Genomic DNA, 23,030 nt, shown 5'->3' on the forward strand with positions numbered 1-23,030 from the left:
CGTCCGACGTGTCAGCGTCGGTCGGCGATGGCGGCCACTTCCTCGCGGACGATGGCGATCGCCCAGGCGGCGTCGGAATGCTGGCCGTGGAGGAGGTGCAGCGCCAGCCCGTCGACGATCGCATGGAGGCGGCGGGCGGTGGTCGTCAGCTCCGCGTCGCGCGGGCGTCCCGCGAGGAGTTCCACCAGTCGCACGCACGTCTCATGCAGCTGCGCATGGGCATGGTCGCGGACGTCGCGCAGGCTCGGTTGTGCCGGACACTCGGCGATGAGCGCGAGGTTGACCTCCATCTCGGCCCGGGAGTCAGGGGTGAGGGGAAGGAGGTTCTCGATGACGGCGAGCGCGTCGACCCTCGGATCGCCCGACCGCGGGGTCGCGAGGATGCGTTCGGTGGCGCGGGCGACCATCAGCTCGGCGGAGAACTGCAGGAGTTCGGCGCGGGTGGGGAAGACGTGCCGCAGTGATCCCACGACGAGACCGGCCTGCTCGGCGACGGTGCGGACGGAGACCGCCGAGATGCCCCGGTCGAGGATGACCTGCCAGACGGCCTCGGCGAGTTGTGCTTTGCGCGCCGCGAGGTCGAGGGTGCGGGGCATCACAGCAAATTAGCACGACCGTGCTACATTCGCGGACTAGTACGACCGTGCTAAGAAACGAAGGGCCCGCATGTTCGATTCCGGTCTCGGAGCGCTCGTGATCCTGGCGCTCGTCGACTCGATGAGCTTCGGCACGCTCCTCATCCCGATCTGGCTGCTGACCGCGCCGGGCCGTGTGCGACTCGGTCGGATCGCCACTTACCTGTCAGCGGTGACGGTCTCGTACTTCCTGCTCGGTGTTGCTCTGCTCGTCGGGGTGGGCGCCGTCGTCAATGTCATCGGCGACTCCCTGAACACGCCGGTGGCCCTCGTCGGACAGATCGTCCTCGGGGGCGCCCTCGTGGTCGTGAGTCAGCTCATGGACGGCAAGAAAGCGCGGGCGCGCACCGCGGAGCGGGCTGCGAGCGGGGGCGGTCGGCTCCTGCGGTGGCGCCGGCGTGTGATGGGAGACGCGACGAGCGATCGCGGATCGATCGTCGCTCTGGTGGCCCTGGCGCTCACGGCCGTGGCGGTCGAAGCTGCCTCGATGCTCCCGTATCTGGCCGCCATCGGCATCATCGCGACCGAGGGTCCGGGGTGGCCGCTGTCCGGAGCGCTGCTGGCGGGGTACTGCCTCGTGATGGTCCTGCCGGCCGTCGTCATCGTCGGAGCGCGACTAGTGGCGCACGATGCCCTCGAGCGACCACTGCGACGTCTCGAGGGATGGCTCACTCGACACGCGACGAGCACGACGGCGTGGATCATCGGGATCGTCGGTGTGCTCCTCGTCGTCCACGCGATCTCGGAATTCACGGCGCCGGCGTGAGGGGCGTGCAGCGCGTGACGTGATCGAGGAAGTACGGTGACAACTAGTTGCCAATATGGAAAGTACTTGTCATGATGGAGTCACCGAAAGGACCCCACCATGGACACTCACCCCGCCCTCACCCCCGCGGAAGCGCAGCACCTTCTCGATCGAGCCGATCGGCTCAGCCGCTCCGCTCACGACGCGACCCGGTGGCCGTACATCACCTTCATCGTCGCCCTGGGCGTCGCGACGGCGATGGGGACTTTCGGCATGGCCCTTACGACCGGCGACTCCTTCGGTCTCGCCTACGTCGGCACGGTGGCCGTGGCCTTCGCACTCATCCTCTTCTTCGTGATCAGCATCCAGGGTCGGGCGGCGTTCGCGCGCGGTCGTCGCTGGACGACCTACATCGTGGCCTGGTTCGTCACGTACGCGCTCGCCCTGTCGGTGGTGATCTGGGCGCACGGCTCCGTCGTGCTCGCGGCCCTTGCCTCCGGCCTCGTCCTCGTCGTCGCCCTCGTCTGCGCCGCGCTCGAGGCCCGCTCGTGACGACCGCTGCGCAGCACCCGCGGCACCGGTTGGACGACCTGCTGCTCAATCCCGTCCGGTTCTCGATCCTGGCCGCTCTCGATCGAGCCGGCACGCTGAGCTTCAAGGAAGTGCGGGACGCCGTCGAGATCACCGACTCCGCGCTGAGCAAGCAGGTGTCGACCCTGGAGGCGGCGGGCTATCTGGCGGTGGGGAAGACGTTCGCGGGGAAGATGCCGCGTACGTCCCTCACCCTGACCAAAGACGGGCGCGCGGCCTGGCGCACCCACCTCGCGACGCTTCGCGAGATCGCCGGCTCCGCGGGCTGAGGTGAGGTTCACCGCCGGCAGCCCCGGCGCGCCGGCCGTCACGGCCCTGCGCCCGTCGGAGCCGGCGCCGCTGTCGCGCCCTCACCCGGAAGCGGTCGTCCGACAGAGGGAAGCCTTCCGTCCCGGCGGCACCAGGCGCCGGCCGCGATGGTCAGCTCGGCCGCCTCGCCGTCGTGCACCGTGACCGTGCGCGCGACCTCGTCGAGGTTCGCCGCGAGCGTGACCGGTCCGCTCGACGTCTGCGCGCGCAGGATCCACACGCGCCCATCCGCCGTATGGCCGACCTCGGCGGGTGCGCCCGCGAGTGCTGACAGCGCATCGAGGGCCGCCGCGACGGGAAACGGCTCACCCTCGGACGACCGGATGCCACGCGGCCCCCACTCCTCGAACAGCGCGACCGATGCGACGCCCGGTGCGGTGAGTCCGGCCACGGCGGCGATCGTCCAGGCCGCGAGCTCGGGTGCGCTCTGGCGCGGATCGGTGGAGTCGATCAGGGCGGGGCCGTAACCGTCACGGAGGTCGGGGGAGGCCGGGACCGGCTCGGGGGTGGTGGCGACGGCGTCGACGTGGGGACGCAGAGTCACCGGCCCCACGTGGACGGGGAGCCCGGCAAGGTCCACGGCCTGACGCGCGATGAGCGGGAGCACCGCGAGCGACTCCACCAGCTGCGCCGTCGTCGGTGAGTGGAACAGCGGCGTGAGGGCGAAGCAGACGCCGTCGAGGTCGTCGGGCAGCAGAGCTCGTCCGCGGTGGAGCTCGGTGAAGTGCGTGCGGGCACCGCCCACCACGGGTACGTCGATCTGCGAGGCGGCGAGCTCTTTCCGCAGCGCGTCGACCACGGTGGCATCCGAGACGTGCTGTGAAACCCCGTCGCCGGCGAACGCGCCGATCGTGCGCACGGGCAGATCGCGCAGGGTCGGGACGGCCTCGTGCAGGTCAGCGGGCGATGCGCGGACGAGACGCACATCGAGCGGCAGCCCCGTCGTCGCCGCGCGTTCGAGGGCGGCGGGCCACGCGGGGGAGGCGAGGTCGAGCTCGACGCGCACGAATTCGCCGAGCGGCATCGCGGGCGGCGTCGCGGGCGGAGCGGGGTCGGGCGCCGTCGCGGCGCCCACGCCGATCGCGGGAACCACTCCCGCCGTGCGCAGGGTCACCTCGTCGTCCTCGGCCGCGGTCGTGTTCGCCCGCCCGGAGACGTGCACCACGACGGCGTGCCGGACGCGCGTCCCTGCGGCGAGCCGATACGGGAACGGCAGGTCGAGGGGGCGGCTGTACGTCTTGAACGAGGCGTCGGTCCAGTTGCGCTGATCCTCCATCTCGAAGACATCGCCTTCGAACGACGCCGACACCGCGAGACCGCGGTGTTCCCACGCCAGGGCGGCGATGTCGCGCGCGGGCTGGTGCGGGCTGATCGCGAGGGGGAAGCGGGTCCGCTCGACACCGCCGTCGGTGTGCGTCACCGCGAGAGCCGCCCCCGCCACCCCGAGCGGATGCAAGACGACCACGCCCAACCGATTGGTGTCGACGTCGCGCTCGGCGGTCACGTCGGCGACGACCTCGAGGCGTTCGTCGTCGATGCGCACGGCGACGGTTCCGACGATCCCGCCGCCGCGGACGGACAGGGTCAGTCCCGCAGGCTCCATCTCGTAGCGCTCGAGGTCGAGGTCGATCGTGCCCCAGTCGCGGTCGCGCAGCACGAGGCGGACGCTGCGGAGCACGACGACCCCGTCGACGGCGACGTCGGCGAGCTCATCGTCGCGGAGATCGAGCGACCATCGGCCTCCCGTCCACGCCCGTCCCGGCTGCGCCCACCCCATGTCAGAGCGTCGACATGCCGCCGTCGACGGCGAACAGCGAGCCGGTCGCGAACGCGCCATCGTCGGAGGCGAGGAAGACCATGATGCCCTCGACGTCTTCGGGGGCGCCGGCCCTGCCGAGGGGGATGCGCCCGATGATCGCGGCGCGGGCCTCGGGGTCGTCGGTGATGGTGGTCACCAGCGACGTCTCGGTGTAGGCGGGGACGACGGTGTTGACACGGATGCCACGGTCGGCGTACGCCGCGGCGACGGTGCGGGCCAGGCCGTGGATGCCCGCCTTCGTCGCGCTGTACGCGGTGAACGCACGGCCCTCACCGGTGAGCCCCGTGGGGCTGCCGGTGACGATGATCGACCCGCCGCCGCCCGCCGCCAGCATGGCGCGGACGGCGTGCTTGAGCGTGAGGAAGGTCCCCGTGAGGTTCACGTCGACCGTCCGCTGCCACGCGGCGAGATCGAGATCCGCGATCGGCGCGTCCTGCCCGAAAAGCTGCACGCCGGCGTTCGCCACGACGACGTCCGGCGTCCACCCCGCAGCGCGGGCGTCGTCGAAGGCCTCGGCCACGGACCGCTCGTCGGAGATGTCGAGGACCGCTGCCCGCGCGGCCTCGCCGATCCGCGCGACGGCCGCGGCCGTGGCATCCGCGTCTCTGTCGGCGATGAGAACGCGGGCACCCTCACGCGCGAAGCGGGCGGCCACGGCGAAGCCGATGCCGGTGGCCGCGCCCGTGACGAGCGCCGTCTTTCCCTGGAGTCTGGTCATGGCGGTGTCCTCAGCGCGCGATGTGGTCGAGGTGGAGCATGCGCGCGAGGTTCTTGTCGAGCTCGTCGTCGCGGAAGATCTTCTTCCAATCGTCCTTCACGATGCTCTCGCGACCGTAGTCCATCGCGATCAGGCACGCGTCGCTGAACGGGTTGTCGCCGCGCAGGCCGTTCGCGAGCGCCACCTGCGTGTGGCCGTACAGGATGCTGCGCGCGGCCGCCTCGGGCACGCCCATGGTGTGGATCGCCTCGTCGAGCGCCTCGTTGAGGAGAGCGCCGATCATGCACGCGACGGTCTCGACGAGCGTGGGCTCGAGCTGGGCGAGCTGCTTGACGCTCACCCAGTGCACGTCGATGACCGGCGCGTAGATGGCGCGCACCGTCTCTTCGACGATGGCCTTCTTGGCGGGGTCGTCCGACTCGATCGCCGCGATCGCGTCCTGCGGGGCCGCGATCCCGCCGAACGTGTCGGCCCACTCCTCTTTCGTCGTGCGCTCCAAGAACACCGACGGGTGGCAGGGGTGCGCGACGGCCTGGATGACGTCGTCACGCGTGGTGAGCAGACCCGCATACGCGGCGGCCGGATCGAGCGTCAGCACGATCGCGCCGGACTTCAGCTGCGGGACGAGGTCGGCGGTGACGGGGCCGAGCGCGAGATCGGGGACGGCCAGCACGACGATGTCGGCGTCGGAGACCGCGGTCGCGGCATCCGTCAGCTCCCGGCCGGCGGCGCGCGTGCGCTCCTGCCCGGCGGGGGAGGTCTCGACATAGGCGACGAGGTGATCGGTCTTGACGAGGTTGTTCGACACACGCGTGCCCATCTTGCCTCCGGCGCCGATGACGGCGATACGCAGGCGGGCGGTGTCGGTGGGGGTGACGTCGGTCACGGGGTGCTCCTCAGGTAGTCGACGGCGGTACGGGTCCATTCCCGCTCCAGGCGGAGGGTGGTCTCGGCATCCCCCTGCCAGGGGAGCCAGTGCTCGACGATCTCGTCGATGCCGCGCTCGCGCGGGCGGACGGTGTCGAGCAGATGGGGGTAGTCGTGGAGTCCGGTGCCCATCGGCACACCGGTGTACTCGAAGCCGACCCACCCGTCGCGGCGGTGGAAGGCGAAATCCTTGGCGTGCACGTTGGCGACGAGTTCGGCGCACATCTCGACGCACGCCGTGGGCTGCTCGAGTCGCGCCACGACGTTGGCCGGGTCGAGGCACAGCCCGAGGCGCTCGCTCGACACCGACCACACCAGCTCCACGAGGTCGGCGGTGGCGACTTGCTCGTAGGTCTCGAGGGCGAGCGTCACGCCCGCACTCTCGAAGGCGGGCATGGCGTCGGCGAGCCAGCTCTCCGCCTGGGACGTGGACGGTGTCCCCTCCGGACCCCGCAGCATCGATCTCACGAGGCGCGCGTCGAAGATCTCGGCCAGACGCAGGAACAGCTGCAGGCGTTCCGGGGTGATGCCCTTCGTGCCGAGCTGCACCGTGAGTCCGAGGTCGCGGGCGACCGCGGATGCCTCGTGCAGGGCGCGGTCGCCCATGTGCTCGAGGGGGCCGTAGTCGCAGATCTGGAACAACTCGACGTCGAGGCCGCGGGTGGCTTCGAAGGCGCCGCGCAGCGAGAGCGGCTCGGGGGCGAGATCGGAGTGCTGCCAGAAGAACGCATACGTTCCGAGACCGATCACGCGATCGCCCCCGCGCGGTCGGCGGCTTCGTCGATGACGCGTCGCAGCTGTCGGGGGTCATGGGCGAAGCGACCGAGGAACAGCCCGTCGACGGCGTCGCCCAGCTGCGTCAGGAGTCCCGGCCCCGCCGAACCTCCGTAGACGACCTCGCTGCCCGCGCGCTCGGGCAGGGCCGAGAGGGCGCCGCGGAGGGCCCGCGTCACGGCGACGATGTGTTCGAGAGATGCCGGTGACTCCGCGCCGATCGCCCACACCGGCTCGTATGCGACGGTCACCGCTCCCGCGGGTGCGCCCGCCAGGCGCGCGTGCAGCTGCGCCACGACCGCGTCGGCGGAGACGGCGGAGACCGTCCGCTCGGTCTCGCCGAGGCAGAGCAGGGGAGTGAGGCCCGCGGTCAGGGCTGCGGCGGCCTTCGCCGCGGTGTCGGCGTCGGTCTCGCCGAACAGCCGACGTCGCTCGGCATGGCCGATCTCGGCGACGGTGACGCCGATTTCCGCGAGTTCGGATGCCGCGATCTCGCCGGTGAAAGCGCCGGCCGGATACGCCGAGACGTCCTGTGCGCCGATCAGCACGGGGGTACCGGCGAAGGCCTCTCGCGCCGCGGGGATCTGGAGGTAGGTGGGCACGACGGCCAGCCGCACGGCCCCCGAGCCGATCGCGGGCACGTCGCGGACCAGGCCGGCGACCTCGCTCATCCAGGCGCGCGCGCGGGCGTGGCCGAAGTACGTCTTCAGGCTCACCCCGACCCACACCGGCGCGGTCATCAGCAGGATCCGCTGTTCTCGTACGCGGTGAGGACGGCGACCTTCTCGGCACTCGCCGACGACTCGTCGAAACGGTAGGTGAGCCACTCGCGCACGAGGCGTCGCGCGAGCTCGATGCCGACGACCCGCTGCCCCATCGTGAGGACCTGCGCGTTGTTGGAGAGCACGCCGCGCTCGACGGAGAAGGAGTCATGGGCGGTCACCGCTCGGATGCCGGGGACCTTGTTGGCCGCGATCGCCACCCCCAGCCCCGTCCCGCAGATCAGCAGGGCGCGGTCGGCCTCGCCGTTCGCGACGCGCGAGGCCGCCTCGATCGCGACGGTCGGGTAGGGGGTGTGCCCTTCGGCGTCCACGCCCACGTCGGTGACGGAGGCGACGCCGTCGCTCGCCTCGAGATCGCGCTTGAGGATCTCCTTGTAGTCGAAGCCGGCGTCGTCGGAGCCGATCACGATGCGCAGGGGAGAGGTCATGAGGGGGTTCCCTTCTCAGAAGCGGTGGCCAGGACGTCGGCGACCGCGGTGGTGATGAGCGCGAGCGAGACAGCGCCGGGATCGGGTGTGCCCACGGCGTGCTCGCCATGGGTGCGCGCGCGGCCCTTGCGGGGCAGGAGATCCGCGGTCGCCGCGGCGGCGCGATCCGCCGCGACGGCGGCGGAGGCCCACGCCACCGGGAGGGCGGCGCCCCCGTCGATCGCGTGGGAGAGAGCTGTCGCGAAGGGGACGAGCGCATCGACGAGGGTCTTGTCGCCCACCTCGGCCTTGCCGTAGTCGGTGACCGCGCGCGACGCCGAGGAGACTCCGGATGCCACGTCGGTTCCGGTCGGGGCGCCGGCATCGCCGAGCGTGCGTGAGATCGATCCCAGAATCACCCCCCAGAGGGCACCGGAGGTTCCGCCGGCGCGGTCGGCCCAGGCATCCGCCGCGTGCCGCAGCGTCGTGCCGGCGCCGGCGCCCGCCTCGGCAGCGGCGTCGGCCGCGAGACGAGCCGCGCGGGCTCCGCGTTGCATCCCGATCCCGTGGTCGCCGTCGCCGGCGACGGCATCCAGACGTCCGAGCTCGTCGACGTGCGCGTCGATCGTGTCGGCGATCGCCGCGACCGCGAGGCGGACCGTCTGCGCCGTCGCGCGGGAGGCGTCGTCGGCATCCGGGATCTCCTCGGAGACGTCGACGACGGTCGCGCTCGTGTCGACGCGCTCCGTCGCCGTGACGGCTCCGCGCCGGTAGGCGGGAGTGTCGACGGGGTACTCCCACAGCGCTGCGAGCTCGTCGTCGAGCCAGTAGAGGGTCAGCGACGTGCCGGCCATGTCGAACGAGGTGCAGTACTCACCCACGTGCGGGTCGACGATCTCGATCCCGGCGTCTTCGAGCAGCTGCGCGATGCGCCGGTAGACGACGAACATCTCCTCGTACTTGAGCGAACCGAGGCCGTTCAGCACGGGGATCACGCGCGCGCCACGGACCGAGGTCACCCCGTCGGGGAGCTCGGCGGGGTCGAGGAGTGCCGTGACGAGCAGTTCCGCGAGTCCGTCGGCCGTCGGGATCCCGGTCTCGTCGATCCCCTGTTCGCCATGGATGCCGAGCCCCACCGCCATTCGTCCCTCGGCGACGGTGAACAGCGGCGCCTCGGCGCCGGGGAGCGTGCAGCCGGTGAAGGCGACGCCGAAGGAGCGGGTGCGCTCGTTCGCCAGGGCGGCTACGCGGGCCACTCCCGCGAGGTCATCTCCGCGCTCCGCGGCGGCGGCGGCAGCGCGGAACACGGTGAGGTCGCCCGCGATGCCCCGTCGGCGGTGCCGCTCGGCGGGAGGTGCCGAGGAGATGTCGTCGGTGACCGTGACGGTTCGCGCGTCGATCCCCTCACGGTGCAGGCGGTCTTGCGCGGCGTCGAAGTTGAGCACGTCGCCGGCGTAGTTGCCGTAGGCGAAGAACACGCCCCCGCCGTTGTCGGCCGCCACCGCCGCGCTGTGCACCTGCTGCGTCGACGGTGAGGCGAAGAGGTTGCCCATCGCGGCGGCGTGCGCGAGACCCGGGCCGACGAGGCCGCCGAACGCCGGATAGTGACCGGAGCCGCCGCCCACCACGACCGCCACCTGGCCGGCCGGGGAGGTCGTCGCTCGCGCGACGCCACCCGGGATGCGGCGCACGTATCGGCCGTTGGCAGCCACGAAACCGTCGATCATCTCGTCCGCGAACGCCGCGGGCTCGTTCCACAGGCGGGTCATCGCGCGGGCTCCCCGGTGGGAGCCGACTCACGCACCGGCGCGGGTGCCGTCACCGTGCGGCGGGCGAGGACCGCCATGAGCACGGCCGAGACGAGCAGCACGGCGCCGACGATGAACATCGGCACCTCGTACCCGCCGGTCCAGTCGTGCACGGCGCCGGTGACGTACGGCGCGCTGAAGCCGGCCAGGTTGCCGATCGTGTTGATGAGGGCGACACCCGCGGCCGCCGCAGCGCCCGTGAGGAACTTCGTCGGCAGCGTCCAGAAGTTCGGCAACGCGGCGAAGATCGCCATCGCGGTGAGCGTGATCACGGCGATCGTCAACGCGGGCGACCCCGCGAACAGGGCCAGCGGGATGCTGACGGCACCGACGAGGGCGGGGACGACGATGTGCCAGGTGCGCAGGCCGCGCCGCGAGGCGTCGCGCGACCAGAAGTACATCGCGATCGCCGCCGGGACGTAGGGGATCGCGGTGATCACGCCCTTCTGGAACACATCGAAGGTGCTCCCCGTCTGCTGCTGGAACCCGTCGATGATCGTCGGGAGGAAGAACGCGAGGGCGTACAGGCCGTAGATGAAGCCGAAGTAGATGAACGAGAGCATCCAGACACGGCCGCTGCGGAAGGCGAAGCGCGCGGAGACGTGCTTCTGACCCTCGGCCGTCTCGGCGGACTCCTTGGCGAGGGCCGCGGTGAGCCACTCCTTCTCGTCGGCGGCGAGCCAACCGGCATCCGCGGGCTTGTCCTTGAGATAGAACCACGCGATGACGCCGATCACGATCGCGGGGATCGCGACGCCGAAGAACATGAAGCGCCAGCCTTCGAGCCCGAAGAAGATACCGTGCTGCTGGATGAGCGCCCCTGCCAGGGGTGCTCCGATCACGGTCGTGAGCGGCTGGGCGAGGTAGAAGAGCATCAGGATGCGACCGCGATGCGCGGCGGGCACCCACAGGCTCAGGAAGAGGATCGCGCCGGGGAAGAACCCCGCTTCGGCGACGCCCAGCAGGAATCGCAGCGCCACCAACTGCTCGAAGTTCTGCACCCAGGTGAACAGCAGGGCGACGATGCCCCACGTCACCATGATGCGCGCGAGCCACCGGCGGGCGCCGAAGCGGTGCAGCGCGAGGTTGGAGGGCACCTCGAGCAGGATGTAGCCCACGAAGAAGACGCCCGAGGCGAACCCGAACTGTGCGGCGCTCAGAGCGAGGTCCTGATTCATCCCGTTGGGGGCGGCGAAGCCGATCGCGGTGCGATCGAGGTAGTTGATGAAGAACATGAGGGCGACGAAGGGGACCAGTCGCCAGGCCACCTTGCGGATGGCGCGGCGGGCGACGTCCTGTTCTGCCGCGGGGGGAGTGGGGGTGTCCACGATGACTCCGTTCGATCCATGACGCATCGGCGCGCGCCTCCATATTGGCTAACCGGTTGACCAATTGCAAGTACGGGCAGGTGAGAGCGCCCGATAAGTTGGGGAGGTGCCCGCCTATCCCGCCGCCCGCAGCGACGATCTCGCCGCCGCTCTCGGTGCCCTGCCGGCCGGGACGCCGGTGAGCGAGGTCGCGCGCCGGCTGCTCGATCTGTTCACGGACGGCTCTGTGCCCCCGGGGACGCGACTCCCCCCGGAGCGCCAACTGGCCGCGACGCTCGAAGTCGGGCGCTCGGCGGTGCGCGAGGCGCTCGCCGCCCTCGAGATCCTCGGCATCGTGGACGTGCGGCCGGGGTCGGGGACGTACCTGCGAGGTGCGGCGAGCGACATGCTGCCGCAGACCCTGCGATGGGGCCTGTTGATCGGCGAGAACGACACTCGCGAGCTGCTCGACGTCCGCTCGGGACTCGAGATCTACGTGGCGCGCCTGGCCGCAGACCGGGCCGACGCCGCGGACCTCGAACGACTGAGGCGCGCCCTCGAGCAGATGCGCTCCGACGTCGACGACCTCCGTGCGTTCGCTCGCGCCGACCGCGAGTTCCACGATGCGCTCGGCGCGGCCGCCCGCAACGCGCTCCTGCTCGACCAGCTGCACGTCGTTCGCGCGCTGCTGCAGGTCTACGCCGACCGCGCCGTGCACTCCGCCGACGACGCACGCACCGCCGTCGCCGAGCACGAGGCCGTGTTCGCCGCCCTCCGCGACCGCGACGCCGACGCCGCGGCATCCGCGATGGCCGTGCACATGACGACGGCATCCGCGCGTCTCGTGGGCGATTGATGCCGGGGTGCGGCAGCAATCTCGGTGACGGGGCGGCGTGACGTCGTCCGGCAGGGCAAGATCGAGAAGATGATCACCGTCGTGTCAGCCCCCACCAACCTCGGTCTCCGGCCACCGGAGCCGGGGAGCGTCCCGGGGACGTCGAAGGCCCCGGAGGCACTGCGGGAGGCCGGTCTCTTCGATCGTCTCGCCGCTCGTGGCGCCCGGGACGGCGGCGTCGTCCTCGCCGGGCGGTACGTGGACGACGATGTCACGCGTGCGCCGGGGCGCGTGCGAAACGAGGAGCGGCTGGTCGAGCACACCCGACGTCTCGCGGACCGCATCCACGACGTGTGGGCATCGGGGCGCGCGCCCCTCGTGATCGGCGGCGATTGCAGCATCCTTCTGGCGGCGGGAGTCGCCTGCGCCCGAGAGGGCCGCGCCGGCCTGCTGCACCTCGACGGGCATACCGACTTCCGTCATCCCGGCAACAGCGAAGACTGCGCCAGCGTCGCGGGCGAAGACCTCGCGGTCGCAGTGGGGCGGCACTGGCCCGCGCTGGCGGACATCGACGGCCTCTCCCCGTACTTCGACGCGTCGACCGTGGCCCATTTCGGGCATCGGGCGAACGACGAGCACGCCGAGGAGGCCCGGAACGTGGTCGCCCGCGTTGTCCCGGCGTCCCTCCTTCTCCAGCAGGGGCACGGGCCCGTCGCCGACGACCTCCGTCGCGTCGCCGGGCGCGGGTACTGGCTGCACGTCGACGTCGACGTGCTGGATCCCACCGTCATGCCCGCCGTCGACAGTCCCGACCCCGGGGGGATCGATGCCGCGCAGCTGACGAACCTCCTGGCTGCGCTGGCGCCCTCCGCGCGGGGCGCCTCCGTGACCGTCTTCGACCCCGACCTCGACCCCGACGGTTCCCGCGCGCGCATCCTGACCGACGTCATCAGCGACGGGCTGAGTGCGTTGGGTGCCGCCGTCACGAACGAGCGTGCCCAGCCCCGCGGAGCCGCGCACGCGTGACCGCGCGCGGAGGCCGCCGCTCGCGGGAGGGGTCGATCACCCGGGTTCGGCCGCCGTCGCGGGTGCTTCCACGTGAACGACGACCTCGTGGTGGATCGGCGTCCTGATGGACCGGGCGATGAAGCAGTAGTCGCCGACCTGCTCGTGGAGGTGCGCCGCCGCCGCGGCATCGCTCCCGGCCGCGACGGTCACTGTCGGGTGGAGAGTGACGCTCTCGAACTGCCCGGCCCCGTTCGCTTCTTCGACCATGACCCCCGTCGGATGATCCTCATAGGCGGTGACGATCACGCCGGCCCGCGTGGCGAGGTGAAGGTACCAGAGCATGTGGCACTGCGCGATCGACGACAGGTAGAGCTGCTCGGGGTTCCATCGGCCGGGATCGCCGCGGAAAGCGGGATCGGATGATCCGAGAATCACCCCGGGCCCCGCGGCGGTCACTCTGTGATCGCGGGAGAACCCCCGATATGCGCTGGTGCCCGTGCCGGTGTTGCCCGTCCACGTCAGCGCGATCTCGTAGTCGTGTGTGGTCACGGGGTGCTCCTCGTCTCGGGTGAGTTGGCGGCCGACGCGTCACGGGTGGCGAGTGCGTGGGCTTCGACGGCCGCTCGCGTCCGCGGGGCATCGCCGGCGCGGAGTGCGTCGAGGATGGCCTCGTGCTCGGTGTGCACGACCTGGGTGCGGTCGGGGGCGCTCAGGCTGCGCCGCGTGCTGAGGACGATCTGGTCCCACCAGCGCCCGAGCGTGCCGCTGATCACCGGATTGTCGGCGAGCGCGGCGATCGCTTCGTGGAATGCGCGGTTCGCTTCGACCGCGCGAGCGAGATCACCGGACATCGTCAGCTCATGCGTCTGGTCAGCCAGCGCATCCAGTGCTGCGAGACGAGCCGGGGTGACCTCCCCGCCAGCCACTCGTTGCGCCGCCAGATAAGCGGCCCAGCCTTCGAGGCCGGCGCGTGCCGAATGCAGCTCGGCACGTTCATCCGCGCTGAGGATGCGGAGGCGGACCCCGCGTCCCTGTGCTCGCACCAGCCCGTCGCTCTCCAGCCGCTGCAGTGCCTCCCGCACCGGGGTGCGACTGACCCCCAGCTGCTCGGCCAGCCGGGATTCGGCGACCCGCTCGTCTTCGCCGATGCGGCCCGTCATCACCAGGGCCCGGAGCGATTCGTACACCATCACCACGTGATTATTGCATGCAATAAGGTTTATTGTGTGCAATAAGCCGGATGGAGCCCGACGCGGACAGCGGAGCACGTGGTGACATCGACACGCTCAGCTCCGGTGCCCTTCAGCGGTCGCGTTCGTCGTCCGTCAGGAAGCCCGGGCGCGTTCGTCGCTGCTCGAGCGGCTCGAGCTCCTGGAAGAACGTGACCTGCCACCCGGCGGGGCCCTGGACGCGAGCGTTGAGCGAGCGGAAGGGCGTGCGGGTGGGCGGCGCGAGGACTGTGACATCTTCCGCGGCCACACGTGACACGGCCGCCGCGGTGTCGGCGACCTCGAGAGCGATGCGAAGAGAAGGTGCGGCGGAGGGCGGCATCCCCTCGATCTCATCGATGCTGTTCACGTGCGCGGAGGTGGCGAGCTCGATCGTGGCCACGCCGGCGTGCAGGATGGCGACGCGATCATCGCCGTCCGTGGCGAACGCGGCCTGCTCGGGCATCCCCAAGACGTCGCGATAGAAGCGCAGGGCCTCATCGAAGTCGTCTGTCTCGATGATCAAACGCAGCTGCCTCGGTGTCGTGGAGGGTGTCATGGTCCCCACTCTCGCCCCTGACGTGGGCGTCAGGGGCAAGCTCCCATCGCGCGCGGAGCGCGGCAAGGGCCGCGGTCTCCCGGTCGATCGCTCGCCTTTCACTCGCGAGGCGTTCTTCCGCGGCGTCGAACGCCTCGCGCAGGCCCGCGGTCGACGCCCCCGGCTCGGTCAGCGCGGGAAGGAGGGTGGCGATCACCGAACTGCAGAATCCCGCGTCGAACAGATCCCGGATCGTCGCGACGACACTCGCGTGGTGGGGGTGATAGAGCCTCTGCCCCGCCGAGGTCCGCTGGGGAGCGAGCAGACCCTGCTCCTCGTAGTAGCGCAGGGCTCTGACGCTCGCGCCCGTCCGGTGGGCGAGTTCTCCGATTCGCACGCGTCGATTCTCCCAACTCCTGCCCGGCCGATGTCTGGGTTCGTGCGAGCGGTCGTCATCCGCCGAACGAGACCCGGTCTCCGCGCCATCCCGAGGTGCGCAGGAACTGCTGCCAGCTGAGGACGCCGGGATCGATCGATCTGTTCCAGGTCAGGTCGCGCTCCGGCGCGAAGTAGCCGTGTTCGACGGCGTAGTGGGCCATTCCGTGCACCTCGTCGGCGACGAGCGGTTGCTCATCAAGCTCCGGGAACCAGGTGGTCAGCTCGTCTCGTGAGTACGCGCTGCGGTACTCCGCTCTGCGGCCCGTCACGCGGGAGAAGGCCTCGACCATCTCGGCGGGGGAGATGACCTCGCCCACGATGGGCAGGGTGGCACCCGCGTACCGCTCCGGGTGGCTGAGGATCTCGCGGACCGCCGGTCCGGTGGCGGTGAGGGGGTCCACGAACGGGGCGCGGAAGTCCTCGGGCAGGTAGAAGGGCATGAGGACGGTGTCGCCTTCGACGGTCGGCGCGTAGTACTCGAGCGCGTTCGTGTAGAAGAACGAGAGCATCACGAAGGTGTGGTCGACGGGCAGACGTCTGATGTGGTCGGCGACGAGGGCCTTGTCGGTGAAGTGTGGTGCGAACAGCGTGTGCCCACTGCGCTCATCGACGTTCTCGAGCGTGCTGAAGACGAGATGGGAGACACCTGCGTCGACGGCTGCATCGGCGAGCTGGCGTCCGAGCTCGAACTCGTCGGACGACGGGGGCGAGACCGGGGGTGTCATCAGGTAAGCGGCGTCGGCGCCGCGGAAAGCGTCGGCCAGTGCTCCCTGATGGCCGGGCGACAGGGGGGCCTCGACCAGCTCGGCGCCTCGTTCGGCGAGACGTCTCGCCTGCTTCGACGAGACGTCTCTCGTGAGCGCTCGAACACGGAATTCTCCGCTGTCGACCAGGGTGGCGACCACGCTGCGCCCTTGTTTGCTCGTCGCCCCGGCGACCGCCACGATCGGTCGGCTGTCCATTCCCACGATGCGTCTCCTCCTGTGACCGCCCTCGCGGCGATCATTCATATCGATGTAATGCGATGTGTCGATATGGGACGCTACCCCATGAGAGAATGAGAAGGAAACCGGTCATCGCGGGAGGAGCGTCAGCATGTCGAACCGCGACGCCGCACCGTCGGATCCCGGATATCCGGACGTCGTGACGGGTCTGAAGGCGCTCGCCAACCCCGTGCGGTGGCAGATCATGCGCTGGCTGAGCGACCCCCACGTGGAGTTCGCGGAATGGGAGCCCATCGCCGACCGCGACGAGTTCGGCGTGTGCGTGAGTCACGTGCAAGCCAAGTCCGGCCTGGCGCAATCGACGGTCTCGTCGTACATGGCCACCCTCGAACGCGCGGGCCTCGTCCGGTCGACGCGCATCGGGAAATGGACGCACTACAAGAGCGATGCCCAGGCCATGGCACGCCTCTCCGACGCCCTGCGGGGGTGAGCGGCGGGGAGAACGAGCCCATTGGGACCCAACAGCATGGCGTCACGGGAGGACGCGAGCACCTCAGCTCTCCGGGCGCCCCCCATCGTCGCGCGGACAGGGCCCTGAACGAGGACGCGAGCAGTCGCTCGCCCGGGTCGAGGGGCACCGGCGTGAGGGTTCACCACCCAACGTGTATCCGCCGCTGCGGGCGCTCGTCGAGGCGGGCATCGTCCGTTCGAGGGCGGAGCACAAGCTCGTCGCGTCTGGCGGAGCGAGGAGATCCTCGACGCTCTCGACGCATTCGCCGCGCCGTGCCGCCCCCGTCGTGTGCCCCGCCCTGTCGCCTGGGGTAGGCGGCGTTGACCATGTGCGGCAAGTGAGCGTTCCTGGGCGGTGCATCGTTTGCCCCGAGTTGGCGCCTCGCGACTGCGGCGTTGACCATCTGCGGCAAGCGAGCGGACGGGGGAGGGAGGGCGCCTCTCTCACACGCGCGACAGCCGGATCGCCATGAACTGCCGCCCCGGGAGCGTCACGCGGGCGGTCCCCGAATGGATGCCGTCGACCCGGTCGATCGTCGTGTTCCAGGTGTCGATGACGTCGATGACCCAGTCGCCCTCCCCGAGCACGACGTTGCGGAAGCGCGGGCGGTTGAAGCCGAAGTACGCCACCCGAACCGTGCCGTCGGGGGACTGCGCCCAGGGCACGTCCCAGTCCGAGGGCGCCGGGTCGAGAACGCCGCCCGGAACCTCGGCGAGCACCCGCTCGAGGAAGCCGATGCGCGCGGGCGAGGTGCCGTGCAGCACGCCGCCCTTCGCCCACCAGAGCACCTCGCTGTCGGAGCCCGCGGCATCCGGAGTCTCCGCCGCACCCATGGGGGCCGGAAGGTATGTCTCGCCGTGGCCCACGTACCCGCCGCGGACGGCGCCCTCCCAGAAGCGGCGCGTCATCTCCTCGCCCGTGATGTTGCCCCAGCCCTGGTCGATGTCGCCCTCGTAGGCGCACTCGTCGATCACGACCGGCTTGCCCCAGCGCTCGCGCCACTCGTCGGTGTTCTCCGCCGTCCGGTACACGTCGACGCGCTGGATGCTCACGTGCGTGATCCACGGGCGCGAGTAGTCGTAGAACGGACGGCAGTTGTGGATCGAGTTGAGATGGTGGGCGTGGTCCTCGTCGCCGACGATCGCGGCGAGGCGCTCCCAGTCGTCCTCGTCCTTCGCCCAGACGAGGTCGTACTCGTTCGCCATCGACCACCACACGTTCGAGAAAGCAGCCAGACGCCGCACCACGTAGCGCACGTAGCGGTCGTCGACGGCGGGTCCGAGGTCGGCGAAGCCCCAGCGGTCGTAGGCGTGGAAGAGGATGAGGTCGGCCTCGATGCCGCGCTCATCGAGCTGCGCGATACGCCGCTCCAGGCGGCGGAAGTGCGCGGGGTCGAAGCGCTCGAGATCGAAGCCGCTCTCGAGCGAGCCGGGGAAGACGAAATCGTCGGGCTCGTTGGCGTTGAAGAGGTACGACTTCGGGAAGAGGCACATGCGGATCTTGCGGAACGGCCCGTCGGTGAGGGTCTCCAGCGTCTGCTCCTGGAGGGCGTCGGGCTGGTGGGTCCAGGCGTAGGCCGTGGTGCCGAGCGGGCGATGGCGTGTGCCGTCGGCGTGGGCGAAATGGAAGCCGTCGACGCGGACCGGTCCGTGCGCGCCGTCGCGGGCGGCACCGACCTGCGCCTCGCCGCGCAGGGCATCGAGCGATCGCGCGGTCGCGGCGGTCGCGAACGTCCACCGCCCCTCCTGGTCGGCGAGAACGCGCAGGACCCACTCGCCGTCGCCGTCGTAGAACCCGCCGACGCGGACGGTCGAGCCGTCGGGGCGCGTGAACTCGGCGTGCAGGTCGACGTCGACGAAGGGGTTGCCGTGCGACGGCCCGTCGACGCGCACCTCGAGCACGCCCCAGCGACTCGCCGCGGCGACAGGGCGCACCGTGGCCGACGCGCGTTCCACGTCGTCGCCCTCGTAGGCGGGGTCGGGAGCGATCGCGGGGAGATACGCCGGCCGCTCTGCCCCCTCGCCGATCTCGGCGAGCTCCGCCCAGAGCTGCGCCCGCGCCTCGGGGGATTCCAGCGACGGGACGAGCGCGATGAGCGAGCCCAGCCGACCGCCGCGGAACTGCGCCGCCATGGGAGAAGCGGCGAATCCGGGCATGAGGCGTTCGAGCACCGCGCGGGCGCCGGGATGGTCGAGGGCTTCGCCGAAGGTGGAGCGGCGGTCGAACATGGGGTCTCCTCGGGAGCGTCAGGCGGGGTCTCGGCGTGGGGTCGGGTGGGGTGCGCCCGGCGACGGATGCGGCGGATGCCGCGGGTCAGGCGGTCGCGTCGCGGACGGCGCGGTCGACGCGCTCGAGCACGTGCGGCGGGGTGAACATGAGGGCGCTGGCCAGCGGCCGGCCGGCACCCCAGACGGTGCCGGAGCGGACCGCCTCGACGCGCTCGGGAGCCGTCTCCTCGAGGGCCTCGATCAGCGCGGCATAGGCGCGCGGGTCGTCGATGACGTCGGCGAGCATCGCTTCGAGGCCCGGCAGGGGCGGGCGCGGGGGCGCGGGCGGGACAGTGACGCGCCACTCGTGCGCGCCCGAGCCGACCTCCGCCGGGGCGGTGCCCTCGACGAGAACCCCGGGGAGCACGACCTCCGCGGTCGTGTTCGGCGGAACGGTCGCGCGGATCCGTACGACGTCGGTGCCGGGCTCGCGCTCCCACGACACCTCGGCGAGGCCGTAGGGCGTGCGGTGCCGGGCCGAGGCGCGCTCGAGGGCGGCGAGCGGCCGCGGAGCGATGCGCAGGCGGCGATAGCCCGGCACGGCCGGAGCGAGCCCCGCGACCGTGCGGTGCAGCCAGTCGGCCACCGCCCCCAGCGCGTAGTGGTTGAACGAGGTCATCTCGCCGGGGTTCACCGAGCCGTCGGGGAGCAGGCTGTCCCAGCGCTCCCAGACCGTCGTCGCCCCCTGCGTCACCGGGTACAGCCACGAGGGGCACTGCGTCTGCAGCAGGAGGCGCTCGGCTGCGTCGTGGTGTCCGCCGTCGCTCAGGGCGTCGGCGATGATCGGGGTGCCGACGAAGCCGGTCGAGATGCGGTACCCGCTCTCGCGCACGAGAGCCGCGAGCCGGTCGGCGAGGGCCGCGCGGGTCTCGGTGTCGCGGACGAGCTCGAACGCGAGGGCGAGGGCGTACGCGGTCGGGGCGTCGCTCATCATCCGTCCGGCGGGAGTGACGTACTCGGCGACGAACGCGGCGCGACTGCGCTCCGCGAGTTCGGCATAGGTGGTCGCGTCGTCGTCGTACCCGAGCAGGGCGGCGGCCTCCGAGACCTGGCGCAGCGACCGCGCGAAGTACGCCGTCGCGACGATGTCGCCATCGACCTTGGCCTTGCCGGGCTGGTCGGGCGGCGCGCTCGGGTCGAGCCAGTCGCCGAGCTGCATCCGGCCGGCCCAGAGTCCGGACTCCCCGGCATCCGCCCGTACCGCGTCGGCCCACGCGCGCATGCTCGGGTACTGGGCGGCGAGCACTTCGCGGTCGCCGAACCGCTCGTGCAGCACGGTGGGCGTCACGGTCGCCGCGTCTCCCCATGCCGCGACCGGGCCGCCCCCGGCGAACGAGGGCAGGGCGGCGGGGATCACGAGGGGGACGATGCCGCCGACGCGCTCCTGCTCGAGAGCGAGATCGCGCAGCCACGAGGTGAGGAACCCGTCACAGTCGTAGAGGAACGACGCGGTGGGGGCGAACACCTGCAGGTCGCCGGTCCACCCCAGCCGCTCGTCGCGCTGCGGGCAGTCGGTCGGCAGCGCGAGGAAGTTGCCGCGCATGCCCCACACGACGTTCTCGTGCAGCCGGTCCAGCATCTCGTGCGACGACGAGAACCACCCGGTGCGCTCCATGTCGCTGTGCAGGACGACCGCCTCGACCCCCGCGTCGTCCACGTCGATCCCGGTCACCTGGGCGTAGCGGAAGCCGTAGAACGAGAAGCGGCTCTCGAGAACGTCGTCGCCTCCGGACAGGACGAAGGATGCCGTGGCTGTGGCGTTGCGCAACGGGCGGAGGGCGAGCTCGTCCTCGTCGAGCACCTCGGCGTGGCGGATCGTCACGATCGTGCCCGCGGCTCCGCTCACCCGCAGGCGCAGCCTCCCGACGAGGTTCTGACCGAAGTCGAGGACCTCTCCGCCGGACGGCGTCGCGAGACGCGCCCTCACGGGGAGGCTCTCATGCCGACGCACCGGTTCGGCGATCCGTGCCTCGGGTACGGGCACGTTCTCGTAACCGGGGCGGGCGACGACGCCCACCCGCGCGGGCGCCCACCCTCGCTCGTCGCCGGAGGCCACGGCATCCGGGGTCGACCAGGGCGCGCGGAGGCGGAGATCCTGATGCTCGCCGGCGTAGATGCCGCTCGTGACGATCTCGGTCTCGCCTGACGCGGTCCAGGCCGCGCCGGTGGGGGCGACCGTCTCGACGGTGCCGTCATCGAAGGTGACCCGGAGCTGCGCGAGGAACGCGGGCTGGTCGCCGTAGATCCGGTCGGTGAAGGTGAAGAAGCCGTAGCGCTCGGTGTACCAGGCGCCGGCCAGCGTCGCCCCGACGACGTTGTCGCCCACGACGAGCAGGTCGGTCACGTCGACGCTCTCGTGCACGAGCCGGTCCCGCGTCGCCGTCCAGCCCGGGGCCAGGACGTCGTCGGACACGGCGTGGCCGTTGATCTCGGGCTCGGCGCTGCCGAGGGCGGTCCACAGCAGCACCGCGCGGCGGACGGTCCGATCGAGGTGGAAGGTCTTGCGGACGAGCGCGGGCTGGGCCTCGCGCTCGGGGTCTGCGAGGCCGATCGGCTCGGCGACCCATTCGTCGGGGGCGAGGAAGCCCGCCTCGACGGCGAGAGGATCGCTCCAGTCGGTGGTCACCCCATCGACGCCGCGCACCCGCACGCGCACCTCGCGGCGCTCGCCGGGGGCGAGGGGAACGAACGGCCAGGTGACCAGCGAAGACTCGGCTCCCTCGAGCGTCACCGTGGCCCCGCCGTCGGTGACCTCGGCGCCGGCCTGAACCCAGTCGGGGGTGGTCGTCTCCGTGCGCCACGTCAGGCGCGGGGTCGACGTGGCGACGAACGGCGAGTCGCTGCGCAGCTCGGCTCGCACGGTGGCCACGCGGGTGTCAGCGGTCATGCGTCGTCTCCTTCGGAGATCCAGTGGGTCGCGTCGACCCGGCCGTCGTGGGCGTAGACGCCGATGACGCGCCCCGTGAACGATTCGGTCACCTCGGACGACAGGAAGCGCCCGTCGATCTCGGCCAGGTCGATCCTCTCGCCGTCGACGGTGGCGGCGAGGTGAAGCGCGTGGATGGCGGGGGCGAAGCTCACCGCCGACGACCCGGGACCGCAGTCGATGTGCAGGGTCGTCGTGGGGCTCGACAGCGGGCGGCGCCACTCCTGGACGAGGTCGCCCACGACAGCCCGGGCGACGAGTTCACCCGCGCCGGCTTCGACCTCGACGTGGAAGCGCTCGTCGTACCGGACGGCCAGACCGCCGATCCCCGCCGACACATCGACCTGCACCGAGGTACGTTGCGCGAGCTGTACCTGGCGTCGTCCCACGAAGACCGGGCGCGGATCTCCGAGCGACGAGCCGTCGGCATCCAGACGCAGCCACCCCGGCCGCGAAGCGAGGTCGGCGTGCTCGGTGGGGAGCGCACGCACGGCGATCCACTCCCCGTCGAGGGGCGCGTCGGGCGAGAAGGCGACCTCGACGCGGGCGCCCGGGCGCGGGTTCAGAGGGACGGGCTCGATCGTGGGCCAGCCGTCGGACTGCCAGGCGACGCGCGTGACGAAGGTCTCGCGGCCCAGAGCCGAGAAGGCGCGGGTCATGCCCCGCGGGCGGACGCCCAGGAGCACGCACACCCAGTCGCCGTCGGGGCCGACGACGAGATCGCCATGGCCGGTGTTCTGCACGGGCCGGGTCGTCGACCGCGCCGAGACGAGCGGATTGCCGGGGGCCGCCTCGAAGGGGCCCTCCGGGGAGTCCGCCCGGGCCAGGGAGACGCCGTGCCCGCGCTCGGTCCCTCCCTCGGCGATGAGCAGGTACCAGCGCCCGTCGATCTCGTACAGGTGCGGTGCCTCGGGGAACATGCCGCCGACGCCGGACCACAGCGACCGCGGCTCTTCGAGAGCGCGGTGCGTGTCGAGGTCGACGCGGGCCTGCTGGATGCCGGTGTGCGTGCCCGCGTCCGGACCCCCGAGGATCAGCCCCGAGTACGTGATGTACGCGGTGCCCTCGGCATCCCATGCGATGTCGGGATCGATCCCGTCGAGCGAACGCGCCCCGTCGAGGGTCGTGAGGAGGTCGCCGTCGCTCCACGGACCCGCGGGGTCGGTCGCGGTGAAGTGCAGCATGCCGCGGCCCATCGCGTCGGTGACCACGACGTGGAAGACCCCGTCGCGGTGACGCAGGGTGGGGGCCCATGCCCCTCCCGCCGTCGGCACGTTCTCGACACCGAGCTGCCCCGGACGCGTGGCGACGTGGCCGATGAGCTCCCACTCCACGAAGTCGGTGGAGCGGTGGATCGGGATGCCGGGGAGGTACTCGAACGTCGAGGTCGCCAGGTACCACGCGTCGCCGACGCGGACGGCCGACGGGTCGGGGTGGAAGCCCGCGATGAGCGGGTTGGGGAGAGCGGCAGGGGTCGTCATGGTCCTCGGGGGGTTCGGGCCCTCCGCCGCCCGGCCGGCGGGGTCGCGGTGG

The 23,030-nt window shown here is 71.4% G+C and carries 23 protein-coding genes; 6 read left to right on the plus strand and 17 right to left on the minus strand.

Annotation, left to right across the window (positions count from 1 at the left end):
* Positions 1-11: 11 nt before the first annotated feature.
* Positions 12-596, minus strand: coding sequence for a TetR family transcriptional regulator C-terminal domain-containing protein (locus PIR02_08200; protein WZH38647.1), 585 nt, complete (start codon positions 594-596; stop codon positions 12-14).
* A gap of 70 nt (positions 597-666) precedes the next feature.
* On the opposite strand from PIR02_08200, the gene PIR02_08205 reads away from it, so the two are divergent.
* From PIR02_08205 to PIR02_08215, 3 genes are all read left to right on the plus strand, one after another.
* The gene (locus PIR02_08205) at positions 667-1,401 is read left to right on the plus strand and encodes a GAP family protein (GenBank protein WZH38648.1); all 735 of its coding nucleotides are present in this window, start codon (positions 667-669) and stop codon (positions 1,399-1,401) included.
* Between the two features lie 99 nt (positions 1,402-1,500).
* Positions 1,501-1,932: a chemotaxis protein CheY gene (locus PIR02_08210; GenBank protein ID WZH38649.1), complete on the plus strand. Its 432-nt coding sequence runs from the start codon at positions 1,501-1,503 to the stop codon at positions 1,930-1,932.
* On the plus strand, positions 1,929-2,240 hold the full coding sequence (locus PIR02_08215) for a transcriptional regulator (protein ID WZH38650.1): 312 nt from the start codon (positions 1,929-1,931) through the stop codon (positions 2,238-2,240). The genes PIR02_08210 and PIR02_08215 overlap by 4 nt, the downstream gene beginning before the upstream one ends.
* A 38-nt stretch (positions 2,241-2,278) precedes the next feature.
* Here PIR02_08215 and PIR02_08220 read toward each other — a convergent pair whose 3' ends face one another.
* The 8 genes from PIR02_08220 to PIR02_08255 are packed head-to-tail and all read right to left on the minus strand — an operon-like array spanning position 2,279 to position 10,843.
* Positions 2,279-4,057, minus strand: a complete 1,779-nt coding sequence (locus PIR02_08220; GenBank protein ID WZH38651.1) for a hypothetical protein — start codon at positions 4,055-4,057, stop codon at positions 2,279-2,281.
* A gap of 1 nt (position 4,058) precedes the next feature.
* Positions 4,059-4,817, minus strand: coding sequence for an SDR family NAD(P)-dependent oxidoreductase (locus PIR02_08225; protein WZH38652.1), 759 nt, complete (start codon positions 4,815-4,817; stop codon positions 4,059-4,061).
* Between the two features lie 10 nt (positions 4,818-4,827).
* Positions 4,828-5,703 carry a phosphogluconate dehydrogenase C-terminal domain-containing protein gene (locus tag PIR02_08230; GenBank protein WZH38653.1) on the minus strand — a complete coding sequence of 292 codons (876 nt, stop codon included), beginning with the start codon at positions 5,701-5,703 and terminating at the stop codon, positions 4,828-4,830.
* Entirely contained in the window at positions 5,700-6,494 is a 795-nt protein-coding gene (locus PIR02_08235; protein ID WZH38654.1) for a TIM barrel protein, read from the minus strand. Before PIR02_08235 ends, PIR02_08230 begins: the two co-directional genes overlap by 4 nt.
* Positions 6,491-7,258 carry a triose-phosphate isomerase gene (locus tag PIR02_08240; GenBank protein WZH38655.1) on the minus strand — a complete coding sequence of 256 codons (768 nt, stop codon included), beginning with the start codon at positions 7,256-7,258 and terminating at the stop codon, positions 6,491-6,493. The genes PIR02_08235 and PIR02_08240 overlap by 4 nt, the downstream gene beginning before the upstream one ends.
* The gene (locus tag PIR02_08245) at positions 7,258-7,728 is read right to left on the minus strand and encodes a ribose-5-phosphate isomerase (protein WZH38656.1); all 471 of its coding nucleotides are present in this window, start codon (positions 7,726-7,728) and stop codon (positions 7,258-7,260) included. The genes PIR02_08240 and PIR02_08245 overlap by 1 nt, the downstream gene beginning before the upstream one ends.
* Entirely contained in the window at positions 7,725-9,476 is a 1,752-nt protein-coding gene (locus PIR02_08250) for a dihydroxyacetone kinase family protein (GenBank protein ID WZH38657.1), read from the minus strand. The genes PIR02_08245 and PIR02_08250 overlap by 4 nt, the downstream gene beginning before the upstream one ends.
* Complete coding sequence (locus tag PIR02_08255) at positions 9,473-10,843, minus strand: MFS transporter (protein WZH38658.1); 1,371 nt, start codon at positions 10,841-10,843, stop codon at positions 9,473-9,475. Before PIR02_08255 ends, PIR02_08250 begins: the two co-directional genes overlap by 4 nt.
* 106 nt (positions 10,844-10,949) lie before the next feature.
* Between PIR02_08255 and PIR02_08260 the strand changes: the two genes are divergently transcribed.
* Together PIR02_08260 and PIR02_08265 are read left to right on the plus strand one after the other, a co-directional pair.
* Complete coding sequence (locus PIR02_08260; protein ID WZH38659.1) at positions 10,950-11,678, plus strand: FCD domain-containing protein; 729 nt, start codon at positions 10,950-10,952, stop codon at positions 11,676-11,678.
* Between the two features lie 69 nt (positions 11,679-11,747).
* Complete coding sequence (locus PIR02_08265; GenBank protein ID WZH38970.1) at positions 11,748-12,683, plus strand: arginase family protein; 936 nt, start codon at positions 11,748-11,750, stop codon at positions 12,681-12,683.
* 36 nt (positions 12,684-12,719) lie between these two features.
* Here the strand turns inward: PIR02_08265 and PIR02_08270 are convergent, their stop codons facing one another.
* From PIR02_08270 to PIR02_08290, 5 genes are all read right to left on the minus strand, one after another.
* Positions 12,720-13,214, minus strand: a complete 495-nt coding sequence (locus PIR02_08270) for an OsmC family protein (GenBank protein WZH38660.1) — start codon at positions 13,212-13,214, stop codon at positions 12,720-12,722.
* The gene (locus PIR02_08275) at positions 13,211-13,855 is read right to left on the minus strand and encodes a GntR family transcriptional regulator (GenBank protein WZH38971.1); all 645 of its coding nucleotides are present in this window, start codon (positions 13,853-13,855) and stop codon (positions 13,211-13,213) included. Before PIR02_08275 ends, PIR02_08270 begins: the two co-directional genes overlap by 4 nt.
* Before the next feature lie 112 nt (positions 13,856-13,967).
* Positions 13,968-14,432 (minus strand): VOC family protein, encoded by a 465-nt coding sequence (locus PIR02_08280; protein ID WZH38661.1) that lies wholly within the window; start codon positions 14,430-14,432, stop codon positions 13,968-13,970.
* A complete protein-coding gene (locus PIR02_08285; GenBank protein WZH38662.1) occupies positions 14,371-14,808 on the minus strand; it encodes a MerR family transcriptional regulator in 438 nt (145 codons plus the stop codon). Before PIR02_08285 ends, PIR02_08280 begins: the two co-directional genes overlap by 62 nt.
* A gap of 55 nt (positions 14,809-14,863) precedes the next feature.
* Complete coding sequence (locus PIR02_08290) at positions 14,864-15,811, minus strand: NmrA/HSCARG family protein (GenBank protein ID WZH38972.1); 948 nt, start codon at positions 15,809-15,811, stop codon at positions 14,864-14,866.
* Between the two features lie 133 nt (positions 15,812-15,944).
* On the opposite strand from PIR02_08290, the gene PIR02_08295 reads away from it, so the two are divergent.
* Entirely contained in the window at positions 15,945-16,283 is a 339-nt protein-coding gene (locus PIR02_08295) for a helix-turn-helix transcriptional regulator (GenBank protein WZH38663.1), read from the plus strand.
* A 464-nt stretch (positions 16,284-16,747) separates the two neighbouring features.
* On the opposite strand, the gene PIR02_08300 is transcribed toward PIR02_08295, so the two are convergent.
* The 3 genes from PIR02_08300 to PIR02_08310 all read right to left on the minus strand — a co-directional run bounded on the left by PIR02_08300 (position 16,748) and on the right by PIR02_08310 (position 22,978).
* A complete protein-coding gene (locus PIR02_08300; protein ID WZH38664.1) occupies positions 16,748-18,532 on the minus strand; it encodes a DUF5605 domain-containing protein in 1,785 nt (594 codons plus the stop codon).
* Positions 18,533-18,617: 85 nt separating this feature from the next.
* On the minus strand, positions 18,618-21,458 hold the full coding sequence (locus PIR02_08305) for a family 78 glycoside hydrolase catalytic domain (GenBank protein WZH38665.1): 2,841 nt from the start codon (positions 21,456-21,458) through the stop codon (positions 18,618-18,620).
* Positions 21,455-22,978, minus strand: coding sequence for a family 43 glycosylhydrolase (locus tag PIR02_08310; protein WZH38666.1), 1,524 nt, complete (start codon positions 22,976-22,978; stop codon positions 21,455-21,457). Before PIR02_08310 ends, PIR02_08305 begins: the two co-directional genes overlap by 4 nt.
* Positions 22,979-23,030 lie beyond the last annotated feature (52 nt).

Source organism: Microbacterium enclense (assembly GCA_038182865.1).
Classification (GTDB): Bacteria; Actinomycetota; Actinomycetes; order Actinomycetales; family Microbacteriaceae; genus Microbacterium; species Microbacterium enclense_B.